Source organism: Aureispira sp. CCB-E (genome assembly GCF_031326345.1).
Lineage (GTDB): Bacteria > Bacteroidota > Bacteroidia > Chitinophagales > Saprospiraceae > Aureispira.
Genome location: NZ_CP133671.1, coordinates 1,237,546 through 1,250,371, shown reverse-complemented (window position 1 = coordinate 1,250,371; position 12,826 = coordinate 1,237,546). Strand labels below are relative to the sequence as shown.

Sequence of the window (12,826 nt, the reverse complement as noted above, 5' to 3'; positions counted from 1 at the left end):
ATGCCCCTCTTTAAATTATTTTATAGCACAGATACTTTAAATTTTATTGAAAATTATGGCTAACGATAAGCTCCACGATATTTGGAATAGATTTGGAAAACGTTACAAAGCACATCCTTGGCATGGTGTTAACATTGGAGCAGGCGCTCCTGAAGTTGTTCGTTGCTACATTGAGGTAGTTCCTGGAGATCAAATGAAATACGAAATTTGTAAAGAAAGCGGTTATTTAATGATTGACCGCCCTAATAAATTTTCTAACAATATTCCTGTTCCTTACGGTTTGATTCCTCGTACTTATTCTGCTGAAGCGATGGCAGAATTTTGCATGCAGCAAACTGGTAGAACAGATATTGTTGGCGATGGCGACCCTTTAGATGTATGTGTATTGATGGATAGAGCCTTGACACACGGTGATCTATTGTTAGATGCTATCGTTGTTGGTGGTTTCCGTATGATTGATGGTGGCGAAGCGGATGATAAAATTGTTGCTGTGTTAAAAGGTGATCATACCTACGGTGACATCAAAGACATCAAAGATTGTCCAGAAAAACTAATCAAACGCATCAAACATTACTTCTTAACGTATAAAGAAGATCCTGATAATAAAGATAGCGTTAAAGAAGTAGAAATTACACATACCTATGGTAGAGAAGAAGCTTTAGAGGTTGTTCGTAGAAGTCAGCAAGACTACGAAACACACTTTGGTTCTTTGGATCAAGATTTAGCCAAAACATTAGCCGAAGCATTAAATGTTAATGCTTAGTTCTTAATAAAGATTAATACAGATATTTAAAGAGTTGTTCTATATTTTTAGGGCAGCTCTTTTTATTTTTGATTATTAGCGGGTCATAAACGATTACTTATAATTTGAAAGGAATGCCCTAATCTCATTTAAAACAATTTGCATTCTAACCTTACAAACAAATCATTCAATGAACTTAGAAAAGATTTGCCAACAAACTTGTCAATTAAGCCTTGAAGTAGGGAAATTCCTACAAGCAGAATTGGGAAAAGTCAAAAGTCAAGAAATTGAACACAAGCAGTTGAATCACTTAGTTAGCTATGTTGATAAAACATCTGAACAGAAATTGATTGATGGTTTGAGTCAATTTTTGCCAGATGCTGCTTTCTTGGCTGAAGAAGAAACCGTAGCACATGAAGACAAAGACTGGCAATGGATTATTGATCCTCTAGATGGCACGACCAACTTTTTGCATCAGTTGCCTTTTTTTGCCATTAGTATCGCATTGCAGTACCAAAAAGAAACCGTTTTAGGAGTCGTGCATGAAGTCAATCATCAAGAGACATTTTATAGCTGGAAAGGGGCAGAAACGGCATTTTTAAATCAGCAAAAAATCAAGGTTAGCACCACCTCAACCCTAGAACAGTCTTTATTAGCAACAGGTTTTCCTTATTATGACTTTGAGCAAATGGACGCTTACTTAGCCATGATAAAACCTCTGATGTTGGGAACAAGAGGATTAAGGAGGTTTGGTTCTGCGGCATTGGACTTGGCATATGTTGCCTGTGGGCGTTTTGATGGTTATTTTGAATATAGCTTATCGCCTTGGGATGTTGCAGCAGGAGCTTTCATTGTCCAACAAGCAGGTGGTTTGGTTGGCGACTTTTCAGGCGAGCAGAACTTTATTTATGGAAAGGAAATTGTAGCAGGCAATCCTATGATTTATCAACATTTAATTCATGCAACTAAAAAACACTTCAAGCCCAACCTGTCTGCTTAAGCATTGGTCTGTTAGATTGAAATTAGCTATAAATAAAAAAAATTCTTAACTTGTTTTATCTTAAAACATCTTGTGCTAATTCTTAAAAGGAATACGCCTTAGTTAACCATAAATAATTTTCACACCAGCAATTTTTATAAAAATGGATATACATCAGTTGTTTAAAACCTACCAAAAAGACAATAATTTTGCACAGCACACCCCTAGAGAACTTTACGAACCCATTGATTACATTTTGTCTTTAGGTGGCAAACAAATCCGTCCACTTTTAGCATTAATGGCTTGTCAATTGTTTACAAAAGAAGTTAGTGTAGCCCTCCCTGTTGCCTATGCCGTTGAGATTTTTCATAATTTTTCGTTGGTACACGACGACATTATGGATGAATCTCCAATCCGAAGAGGTCAACCTTCGGTTCATAAAAAATTTGATACCAATACGGCTATTTTAGCTGGTGACGTTATGTTGGTTTATGCTTACGACCACCTTAGCAAAGTAGCTCCAGAAATTCTCCCCACCCTCCTTCCTGTCTTTAACGAAGTAGCTATTGGGGTTTGTGAAGGGCAACAAATGGATGTTAACTTTGAAACGCAACCTACTGTAAGCCTTCCTGAGTATACAAAGATGATTGAATTAAAAACATCTATTTTGCTATATGGAGCCATGAAAATGGGCGCTTTAGTAGGTGGTGCTTCGCTAGAAGAAGCAGAACTGATTGGAGAGTTTGGACGAAATATGGGCATTGCCTTTCAGATGCAAGATGATTGGTTGGACACCTTTGGCACTCAAGCAAAAGTAGGAAAACGCATTGGTGGCGACATTATTCAAAATAAAAAAACGGCTTTGGTTATTAAAGCATTAGAACTAGCAGACAAAGCAACTCAACAAGAATTGAATCAACTCTTATCTAGTACACCTAGACCAGAAGAAGAAGCTGCCAAAATAGAACGTGTAACAGAAATTTTCAGAACATTAGGTATTCCTGATGAGATGAAAAAAATTATGGCTATTTATAAAGAAAAGGCGATACACAATTTAAACTTGCTGAAAGTTTCAGAGGAAGCCAAAAAACCTTTGTATGCTTTCTTGGATATGTTGATGGAGCGAGAGCACTAAAACGCAGGTTCTAACCCATTTTTTTTTGCAAGATCTAATCTAGCAGATAAGCTATTTTTATCAAGAATAAAGAAACTCTTTCCAATAATGTTGGGGAGAGTTTTTTGTTTTTTGTCAAAACATGATCAGAATTTTTTACTACCTAAATACATTTTTCTTAATTTTTTTGTCACACTGTCTACCTTATTGAGATATAACTCAATGAAAAGGCCTTTTCGATATACATAATTTAATAACGTAAACATCAATGAATTTTAGTTCATAATTTTAATGGTTATCAAGTTTGTTTTGTTGGGTTATTCTCCTTTCAAAATACCTTTTCTATTAAAAATTTGCTACTCAAGTTTTTTAATCTAAGTAAAATTCAAATCATGAATAATTTTATAGTTTTATCCAAAGGGCTAGTAACAATATTTTTATGTTCCTTTTTAATATTTTCCTGTGATCCCAATGCAGATTCCATAACAATTACAACCGATTGTCCAGCTTTTCAAGCTAATATCGGAGATCCTTGTACAACTCCAGCTGGTGATCGAGGAACGTTGGATTCTAATTGTAACTGTATAACTACAATCACTTACGATTGTCCTACCTTACAAGCCAACATCGGGGATCCATGTACGAATCCTGCTGGCAATATAGGGACAATTGATTCTAGTTGTAACTGCGCAACAACGACAACTACTTATGACTGCCCTAATCTGCAAGCTAATTTTGGTGACCCTTGCACAACTCCTGCTGGTGCACGAGGGACAATTGATACTAATTGCAACTGCATCACCACCACGACAACCTATGACTGTCCTACACTACAAGCTAATTTTGGTGATTCTTGTACTGATCCTGCTGGTAATATAGGAACTATAGATACAAATTGTAACTGCGTAACCAATACGACTACTTTTGATTGTCCCACCTTACAAGCCAATATTGGAGATCCTTGCGTAACGATCAGCGGCAATGTAGGAACACTTGATGCTAATTGCAACTGTGATACCAACCCTGTTTATGATTGTCCTAACCTACAAGCCAATTTTGGGGATCCTTGTACGACTCCGAGTGGAAATCAAGGAGTTTTGGATTTACTTTGCAACTGTGTGAGTAGTTCGAATTTTGACTGTCCTTCTTTCTTAGCTAACATTGGAGATCCTTGTACGACTCCTGCTGGAGTCAGAGGTTTTTTAGATGCCAATTGTAATTGTGTACCTTAGTTTTACTGATAATAAGCGAGTTTATGGAATAAACCTCCATAAACTCCTCATTCTTTATCAGAAAAAATGATTAATCATATAGATACTACTTGCTGTTTTTTTTTAATATACATAAGATAAGTGCTAAAAGATAAAGTAAACATACAATTAATCACTCAATGCCTAAATGGCAATAGAAATAGTCAATTTAAATTGTATAATTTAATGTTGCCTTATCTTAACCCCATTTGTAGAAGATATCTAATGGATCAAAATAACCTAAAAGACGTCTTACAAGATACCTTTATCAATATATTTAAGAACCTCCACTTATTTGATCCTAAAAAAGCTAGCATAGGAACTTGGGCTACAAAAATCACCATCAACAACTGCCTAAAGTACAATGCAAAAACGTCCAAAAAAACAATCGAACAACTAATCGTTGATTTTCACAGCGCACCAATTTCTCCTACTGCTTTTGATAATCTAACAGTCCATGAAGTATTGAAATATCTAAAACAGATGCCTCCTAATCTCTATGAAGTGTTTAACCTTTTTGTAATCGATGAGTTTTCTCATGAAGAAATTTCATCGATGCTAGGAATCAAGCCTTCCTTATCTAGAAAACGCTTATCTAGAGCTAGAGAATGGATAAAAAAAAGAACTGAATCAGATTCAGAATTTCACTTTAACTTAGTCTAACATTAAACGACTCATTTGGGTATGGATTTAGAAAGAAAAATAAAAAATCATCTAAAAAACACTAGCTCTTTAGAAGGTCTAGATGTAAATGATTTATGGAACAATATCGAAAAAGGACTAGAGGAGAATAAAGTGAAACAGTCCTCTCTTCTTTCTAATAAGAATCTTTTATTAGGAGCATTAATACTGTTGTTTATTCTAAGTGGAATTTTATGGATTTTATTTTACAACAACTCTAATACATTTGATAATAGCCGATCTACGCTGCATCTAGAAACCAACGTTCCTTCTAATCATTCATATATCAATCCAATAGCTACACTCGCTAAGCAAGCTTCAAACTTGCCTATCGCCCACAATACTAGCAATAACCAGCTAAACAATAACTTATTTATTCCTAAAAACACGGCTTTCCCTAAGAATCAATCTACTCAGATAGTACCTTATACTTCTCACAGCACGAACGTGAACCAACTAAACAATCAGCACATATCTACGTTCCAAAATAGAACCACTTCTAAGGGGAAAACTTCTCAGAAAGCACCTTCTGCTTCTTATAATACAAAACTAAATAATTATCATACCACTACTCCTAAAAACACGACTTCTTCTGAGGATCAATCTACTCAGATAAACTCTCCTACTTCTGATAATACAAACGAAAGCCAACTAAATAATCATAGTTCATCTACTATTAATAAAAATGCTGCCGCAGAGACACTCAATTGGAACAAAGGCAGTAAAAAAATAAAAACACTAGATATACAAAACCTATCCATCCAACTCCCACTAGAGCAAAAGCATACTACCCCTGAGCTAACAGATGCATTTTTTCTAAACAAAAGAACAAATAGAACAAAGTTCAACATCGGTTCTTTCTTAGGACTACACACGATCAAAAACATATTCTTTGCTCCTTCAAACAGTAACAATATAGGTCATCTTTTAAACGAAGGATACCAATACGAACTAGGCACTTCTATTGGGGTTGAAGTAGAGTTTTATTTTTACAAAAACTTATTTGTCCTGACAGGATTTGAATACAACCAATCTATGAGCGAATTTAACTCAACTCAATCGTGGGGCATCACTAGAGCCAACCCTATCTCTCCTACTGGTTATTCCAACGCCACAGCAACAAGAGTGGTCAAACATCATAATAAAATGACTTATTATGCGATTCCTTTGTTCTTGGGGATACAAAAATCTATTGGTAGATTAAACTATGGAATTAGTCTTGGTATCCACTTTAATTTCACACAATCTCAAAAAGGAAAAACATTAGATCAATATAATAACATCGTCATGTTAGAGACAGAAGCAACTCCCTTTCCTGTTTCTAAATTCTTTATTTCCTACAGTTGTCGCCCTTTCATCAGTTACAAAATCAATAAAAATATTACGATTCAACTACGAGTAGATGGAAGATACCAAAACTATGGTTTTTCAGATTTATATCAACTGAATCATGCGGCGGTATACATGGGCTTAGGTCTTGGTGCTCAGTTTAAGTTTTAAGACGTAAATAGAGTAAAGATGTTTTTTTGTTGTGGGAAGTCTATTTTTATATTCTTAGCGAGATCCTAAATGAAGTATTAGCTTCCCACACATAATAGGAGTATTAGGAGCCGCTTCATATCTAAATTGTTTAACACACCGCATAAGCAAATCAATAGTTTCTTGACTTAGAGAATCAACCTCACTTTTAACAAATTTTACACGTTCTACAACGCCTTCTTCGTTTATACAAATATCAAGAATAGCTTTATTTGTTGGCTTTCGATTCAGTTCATTTTGATATTCCTTGCACATTTGTATTACCTTCCTAGATCCACTTTCTTGTCTTTCTTTTTCATTTTTTACATCATAAATAACGACTTCTCCTGGCAAAGTAATATTCATTTTCTTCTTCGTAGTATCTTCAACGACAACTATCTCTTTTTTTATGACATTTCCATCTTTTTCTTTTTTGAACTTTAGAATATTCATTCCTTTCTCTAAGGAAATTTTCGTGTAGATATCTTTTTTTATCTCTCCCCAATCAGATTCATTTAGAACTAAATAGCAATCTTTGTTTGTTTTTATAAACCAAGTAACAAGTTCTCGCGCATTCTTTTCGATACAAGAGGGATCTTGTTTCACTATAATACCATAACTCATTAAAAACAATGCAAGAAATAATAATTTCATATTTAGGTGTAAAAAACATTAGTTACTCGTAACCTAGAGTGTGTGCTAGGTTTATAAAGAATTTAATGTAATAAATAATATTCAATAACTAGTAAGTACCCTCGTCCCTATTTCTCTATCTAAAACCCACGGTTATTGCCCATACCTCCAACCAAAAGAAAATCTATCCCAATTGAATCTAATTCATTATTGGCTAAGGTATAAACAGAAAAAGCTGCTCAGAAATTCATCTAAGCAGCTGTATATTTTTAATACAATAAGTAGTCTTATTTGTATACTTTTTCTTCCCAAGCCCAGGTAGCTCTACGAGTCTTACCTTTCATGCTGGCATCCAATTTTTTAGTAAATTGCTTTTCTCTAATCCGAGCAGATTTACCTGTCAATTCACGCAAGTAGTATAAACGTGCACGACGAACGTTTCCTTTTTTCAAGTTCTTAACAGAAGCAACTGCTGGAGAATTGAAAGGGAATACACGCTCTACACCTACACCATGAGAGATTTTGCGAACTGTAAATGTCTTAGAAGTTCCAGAACCTTTAATTTGGATAACATCTCCACGGAAAACTTGAATACGTTCTTTACTTCCCTCAATAATTTTATAGCTTACAGCAACAGTATCACCTGATTTAAAGAAATCATAATCAGTAATATCACGAGCTGTTTGTTTTTCTACGAAGTTGATTAAATCGTTCATTACAATGTATATTTATATTGCTAGTTTTTCTAGTCTTGTTTACAAAAGCGTTGGCAAAGATAACATTATTTTTTAAACTCTCCTTATTTTATCGAAAAAAACCCTTGTTTTATATACTTTTTTTTCAATCCTTTAGCTTATCTCAGCATGAACCTTAGTATATCAATTATTGAAAACAACCTACTATCTTCTGAACCCTTCTATTCAAATCACAACAACACATTACTTATCAAGCTATTAAGACAAAAAACTACTTTATGAACATCACTAAATTAAGTAAAAAGAGCTTTTGTAAAACGAGCTAAACTACTTATTTTTATTAGACGTTATTACAAATCTATTTGCAAAACCAAAATTGTTAAAAATGTCTACGGATTTATATGGTGTTAGAGTGTTGCGTTCATCTCCACAACAGAAAGAACTTACCCTCAAAGTCATTGTCATTTATTATCATGTTGCTAAAAAATACTATATGCCTCTACCTACAGACTATAGTTTTTTTCTTAGAGTGCTAATGAATACTGCTTCCGAAAAGGATGCCATCAAACAAGAAATTAGCATTGATAATATTTGCAATGAAGCATGGGTCAATAAAAATACTTCTCAATTTATCGCCAAGGTGCATCAAACCAATAAACTCAATGACAACATAAAAAGCTACAAAGGGTACTCAGACTTTTATCATGTACAAGCTGGTGGAAACTGGCTTCAAGAAGAAAAGCTAGTCCAAGCTACTTATACCATCCAAGTATCTGATGGTAAGTACATCGAGCACTTAACAGAAGGCATGACATGGGATACGACTGCCTACGATACCAATAGCTCTAATACGCCCAAAATTCCTTATACTCACCAATCAGATCATCTGAATGATTTTGCTCCTGACTTATCGTCTTCGCTTTACACCCTCATTCCATTTAATCATTCAGATGATGGCGACATTGAGTTAACAGATTTTTCATTTTCGCCTGATGGAGCAGTACTTTTTGCTTATGGTGAACAATTCAATCTTGCATCTAGAGAACGTACTTATTTTCTAATTGCTTACAATACGCAAACATGGACAGAAGAGTCTCGAATAAAAATTAACAAAGAAGATCGAAAAAATATTATACCATATAAAACATATGCTATTTGGGCACCTTATAAAATTCAAATGATATGGAAAGATGCCGCAGAGGCTACTCTACCCAAAGCAAAAAAGGTAGATTACATATCTTCTTCTAAGCAATACATTATGAGTGCCCATGGCAAGTACCTTCAATTATACGACTTAGAGGGTAACAAGACAATTCAAATACCTCAAAAGAAAAAAAGTACCCATGCCACCTTCTCTCCGCAAGAGCAGTACATTGCGCTTGGTGGTGAACACAATCAAGTATATGTTTATGACTTAACAACGCATGAAGAGCTCGCTTGTATTAGCATTCCCCAAACCAAAGCCACTAGGAAAAGAACTAGATCCTGTGCTTTTGATTCAACAGGGAATTACTTGATGGTTGTTTCAAATGATCAAAAAAAGATCTTTATCTATGACTGGCAACAAGGAGAATTGGTATTTTTCTACGATAGCCAAGGTTCTGATTATATAGAAAAAGCAACTTGGTCTCCCGATGGGGCATACATTGCCGTTCAAAGTACCTATAATAATTACTACACTTCACCGAATCCATCAGGTCCAGCGGGTTATATTCAAATATTTAAAAACAAATAATTTTTATACAAACGTCCAATACACACTTTGTTGGTCATATAAATAAAAAAGCGACTATTGAAAGATCAATAGTCGCTCATTTTATTTAGGACAACACTCTTAAGAGTTTTTATCGTTGTCTACTTCTTCAAATTCTACATCTGTTACATCCTCTCCATCTTGGTTACCACCTGTATTGGTATTGTCAGCAGTTGGATTTCCTTGAGGACCTTGTTGAGCATTTGGATCCATGTTTTGAGTAGCAGCAGCCCAAGCAGCATTAACAGCTTCTAATTCACGGTTGATTGCATCAACATCTTGGCGTTGGTGTGCTTCTTTCAATTTAGCCAAAGCACCTTCTAAATTTGATTTAGCGTCAGCAGGAATCTTGTCTCCATACTCTTCCAATTGCTTTTCAGTTTGGAAGATAACAGAATCCGCTTCATTGATTTTATCAACAGTCTCACGTGCTTTTTTATCTGCTTCAGCATTTGCCTCTGCTTCATTTTTCATGCGTTGGATTTCATCCTCTGTAAGTCCTGTTGATGCCTCAATACGAATAGACTGCTCTTTTCCTGTTTTATTTTCTTTTGCAGAAACTTTTAAGATACCATTCGCATCAATGTCAAAAGTTACTTCGATTTGTGCTTCACCACGACGCATTGGAGGGATACCATCTAAGTTAAATCGACCGATAGAACGGTTTTGATTAGCCATTGGACGCTCTCCTTGCAATACATTGATCTCTACAGAAGGTTGGTTGTCTTGTGCTGTTGAGAAGATTTGAGATTTACTAGAAGGAATCGTTGTATTGGCTTCAATTACTTTTGTAAATACACCACCCATTGTTTCGATACCTAAAGACAAAGGCGTAACGTCTAGCAATAAAACATCTTTTACATCTCCAGTCAATACACCACCTTGAATGGCAGCACCCAAAGCTACTACTTCGTCAGGGTTAACGCTTCTGTTTGGTTTTTTGTTAAAGAATTTTTCAACAGCATCTTGAATAGCAGGGATACGAGTAGATCCACCTACCATGATTACTTCGTCAATATCAGCCAAAGACAATCCTGCATCTTCCAAGGCTTGTTTACAAGGCTCAATAGTACGTTTTACCAAACCATCTACCAATTGCTCGAATTTAGAACGGCTCAATGTTCTTACCAAGTGTTTTGCACCTGATGGTCCAAAAGAGATGTATGGCAAGTTAATGTCCGTACTGTTAGCAGAAGAAAGCTCAATTTTAGCTTTTTCAGCAGCATCTTTTAGACGTTGCAAAGCCTCTGCATTTTGAGAAATATCTTCTCCTTCTTGCTCTTTAAATTCAGCCATCAACCACTCCATGATCACACGGTCAAAGTCATCACCACCTAAATGCGTATCACCATTAGTAGATTTTACTTCAAATACACCGCCACCCAATTCTAGGATAGAAACGTCAAAAGTTCCTCCACCTAAATCGTAAACAACGATTTTCATATCTTTGTCACCTTTATCTAAACCATAAGCCAATGCAGCAGCAGTAGGCTCATTGATGATACGGCGAACTTTCAAACCAGCAATTTCACCAGCTTCTTTGGTTGCTTGACGTTGAGAGTCGTTAAAGTAAGCAGGTACTGTTACAACTGCTTCTGTTACTTCTTGTCCCAAATAGTCTTCAGCAATTTTTTTCATTTTTTGCAACACCATAGCAGAAATTTCCTGTGGTGTATATTCTCTGTCGTCAATTTGTACACGAACAGTATCGTTATTACCTTTCTTTACTTCATAAGGCATTTGCTCTGCTTCAGTAGAAATTTCGCTGTAGCGAACTCCCATGAAACGTTTAATAGACATGATTGTGCGTTTTGGATTTGTGATCGCTTGACGCTTTGCAGGGTCTCCGATTTTACGCTCACCGTTATCCAAAAAACCGATAATAGAAGGAGTGGTACGTTTACCTTCGTTATTGGTAATCACCACTGGTTCGTTTCCCTCCATAACAGCAACACAAGAGTTGGTTGTTCCTAAGTCAATACCAATGATTTTGCTCATAATTTATTATTTATTTATTAAGTGTTTTTAATTAATGTCGATTCTTTTTGAACAAGATTATTTTTTTGCTCACTCCTATATAAACAAGGGATATACCATTCTAAAAAAAATGTTAAATTGACATATTTAGAATCTATTGAGGTATATTTTGTCCGATTTACGTCTGTCAATATGTCAAAATGTCTAGCTAACATGCTCTAAAAAGAGGAAGCCATTTGCAAGAATTTCTCACAAATGGCTTCCTACAGAACACGAATACTAGTGTTTAAAATTCGTGATCTACTATTTTTTATTAAAACTCCTTACAATTAAAAACAAGGAGAACTTGATTCGAATCCTAGCTTTCGGGTAAGATCACTGTTGCTCAAGTATTCGTAAGATAAATTAGACATTCTCATTAATTTAGGATCAGAAGGTCGATCAACACGCTCTACACGATCAGAGGTGGCAAATACCCCATATCCATCTTGAATATTAGAATAAGGCTCTGATGGGTACAACCCTCCTGTATATCCTTCATTTGCTTTTCTAGCTAGAATATAGTCTCTCAAACTAGCAGAACCTCCATCAATATAAACTTCCAAATATCCAGCACAACGTCTTATGCTTGTTCCTGTAACATCGGATAAAGTTCTCTCTAAAAATTGATAAAAGGCTTCCCCATTAATAACTTGCTTCGTTTGGTTTGATACCACAGGAATAAAATCACTTGCCGCAACCCACTCAACACTTTTACTAACAAGTGTTCCTGGTACTTGCGCACCTTGATTGTCCACTTCGTACTCTTTGTAATGAAAACGGAATTTGTAATCATAAATAGAAGCAAAACCATTTCCTGTCATTTCTACTGTCAAAGAATTAAATACTTCTTCATTCTGATTATTAAAACCTCTCCAAGCAATAGGTTTTAAAGGCACTAAAGAATAAGCTGGAGTGGTAAAAATTCTAGTACTCTCTCCTCTAACCGACTCTGAACTAGCATAAAAAACATTTCCAGTCTTCTTATTATCGATTTTCAATAATAAATTATGACCAGTTGTTCTTGTTGTTTTATAAGCATAACTTGGATTGTTTTGGAATATCCCATCTTCTCTGCTAATACCTTCATCTGCTAAGTTTACTCGAACAAGAGGTCTAATCCATGGCAATGTATCTCCTGTTGTATTATTGATATAATATAATTCGATGTCCACTTCATTCGGGTCGAAATATAAAGAATCTGCTATTTGGGCTACTTCTAATGCACTTTGATTAGGTGGCAAATACGCCCGCTCTACTCGAATATAATGCACTGAATCTTGACGATTAATCACACCATAAACAACCGGAATATCTTTCCAAACTCCAATCACTTCAACTTCATTTGAACAACTGTACTGTGTACATAGTACAACTCCTACAAAAAAAGCAAATACAAATTTCAACTTCATTTCATTTCATTTAAAAAACTAAAAAATAGTGAT

At 35.2% G+C, this 12,826-nt stretch carries 11 protein-coding genes; 7 read left to right on the top strand and 4 right to left on the bottom strand.

Going from position 1 to position 12,826, the window contains the following annotated elements:
- Window positions 1–55 precede the first annotated feature (55 nt).
- The 6 genes from QP953_RS04705 (at window position 56) to QP953_RS04680 (ending at window position 6,266) form a co-directional block, all read left to right on the top strand.
- A complete protein-coding gene (locus QP953_RS04705) occupies window positions 56–763 on the top strand; it encodes an inorganic pyrophosphatase (RefSeq protein ID WP_052594684.1) in 708 nt (235 codons plus the stop codon).
- Between the two features lie 169 nt (window positions 764–932).
- Window positions 933–1,742 carry an inositol monophosphatase family protein gene (locus QP953_RS04700; RefSeq protein WP_309554125.1) on the top strand — a complete coding sequence of 270 codons (810 nt, stop codon included), beginning with the start codon at window positions 933–935 and terminating at the stop codon, window positions 1,740–1,742.
- A 142-nt stretch (window positions 1,743–1,884) separates the two neighbouring features.
- Window positions 1,885–2,856, top strand: coding sequence for a polyprenyl synthetase family protein (locus QP953_RS04695; protein ID WP_309554124.1), 972 nt, complete (start codon window positions 1,885–1,887; stop codon window positions 2,854–2,856).
- A 371-nt stretch (window positions 2,857–3,227) separates the two neighbouring features.
- On the top strand, window positions 3,228–4,067 hold the full coding sequence (locus QP953_RS04690; RefSeq protein ID WP_052594689.1) for a hypothetical protein: 840 nt from the start codon (window positions 3,228–3,230) through the stop codon (window positions 4,065–4,067).
- A 243-nt stretch (window positions 4,068–4,310) separates the two neighbouring features.
- Window positions 4,311–4,748 (top strand): RNA polymerase sigma factor, encoded by a 438-nt coding sequence (locus QP953_RS04685; RefSeq protein WP_231512766.1) that lies wholly within the window; start codon window positions 4,311–4,313, stop codon window positions 4,746–4,748.
- A gap of 21 nt (window positions 4,749–4,769) precedes the next feature.
- Window positions 4,770–6,266, top strand: a complete 1,497-nt coding sequence (locus QP953_RS04680; protein WP_309554122.1) for an outer membrane beta-barrel protein — start codon at window positions 4,770–4,772, stop codon at window positions 6,264–6,266.
- Window positions 6,267–6,320: 54 nt separating this feature from the next.
- On the opposite strand, the gene QP953_RS04675 is transcribed toward QP953_RS04680, so the two are convergent.
- Window positions 6,321–6,938, bottom strand: a complete 618-nt coding sequence (locus QP953_RS04675; protein WP_309554121.1) for a hypothetical protein — start codon at window positions 6,936–6,938, stop codon at window positions 6,321–6,323.
- A gap of 266 nt (window positions 6,939–7,204) precedes the next feature.
- Complete coding sequence (gene rplS / locus QP953_RS04670; RefSeq protein WP_063833043.1) at window positions 7,205–7,633, bottom strand: 50S ribosomal protein L19; 429 nt, start codon at window positions 7,631–7,633, stop codon at window positions 7,205–7,207.
- Window positions 7,634–7,997: 364 nt separating this feature from the next.
- On the opposite strand from rplS, the gene QP953_RS04665 reads away from it, so the two are divergent.
- Window positions 7,998–9,347, top strand: coding sequence for a hypothetical protein (locus QP953_RS04665; protein WP_309554119.1), 1,350 nt, complete (start codon window positions 7,998–8,000; stop codon window positions 9,345–9,347).
- Between the two features lie 99 nt (window positions 9,348–9,446).
- Here QP953_RS04665 and dnaK read toward each other — a convergent pair whose 3' ends face one another.
- Window positions 9,447–11,363, bottom strand: coding sequence for a molecular chaperone DnaK (gene dnaK, locus QP953_RS04660; protein ID WP_052594696.1), 1,917 nt, complete (start codon window positions 11,361–11,363; stop codon window positions 9,447–9,449).
- Window positions 11,364–11,671: 308 nt separating this feature from the next.
- Window positions 11,672–12,793, bottom strand: coding sequence for a hypothetical protein (locus tag QP953_RS04655; protein WP_309554118.1), 1,122 nt, complete (start codon window positions 12,791–12,793; stop codon window positions 11,672–11,674).
- Window positions 12,794–12,826: the final 33 nt, after the last annotated feature.

Excerpts from the sequence above, each read along its gene's own strand:
- QP953_RS04675 (WP_309554121.1), bottom strand. The coding sequence starts at position 6,938 with ATGAAATTATTATTTCTTGCATTGTTTTTAATGAGTTATGGTATTATA.
- QP953_RS04655 (WP_309554118.1), bottom strand. The coding sequence starts at position 12,793 with ATGAAGTTGAAATTTGTATTTGCTTTTTTTGTAGGAGTTGTACTATGT.
- QP953_RS04680 (WP_309554122.1), top strand. The coding sequence starts at position 4,770 with ATGGATTTAGAAAGAAAAATAAAAAATCATCTAAAAAACACTAGCTCT.
- QP953_RS04705 (WP_052594684.1), top strand. The coding sequence starts at position 56 with ATGGCTAACGATAAGCTCCACGATATTTGGAATAGATTTGGAAAACGT.
- rplS (WP_063833043.1), bottom strand. The coding sequence starts at position 7,633 with ATGAACGATTTAATCAACTTCGTAGAAAAACAAACAGCTCGTGATATT.
- dnaK (WP_052594696.1), bottom strand. The coding sequence starts at position 11,363 with ATGAGCAAAATCATTGGTATTGACTTAGGAACAACCAACTCTTGTGTT.
- QP953_RS04700 (WP_309554125.1), top strand. The coding sequence starts at position 933 with ATGAACTTAGAAAAGATTTGCCAACAAACTTGTCAATTAAGCCTTGAA.
- QP953_RS04690 (WP_052594689.1), top strand. The coding sequence starts at position 3,228 with ATGAATAATTTTATAGTTTTATCCAAAGGGCTAGTAACAATATTTTTA.
- QP953_RS04685 (WP_231512766.1), top strand. The coding sequence starts at position 4,311 with ATGGATCAAAATAACCTAAAAGACGTCTTACAAGATACCTTTATCAAT.
- QP953_RS04695 (WP_309554124.1), top strand. The coding sequence starts at position 1,885 with ATGGATATACATCAGTTGTTTAAAACCTACCAAAAAGACAATAATTTT.
- QP953_RS04665 (WP_309554119.1), top strand. The coding sequence starts at position 7,998 with ATGTCTACGGATTTATATGGTGTTAGAGTGTTGCGTTCATCTCCACAA.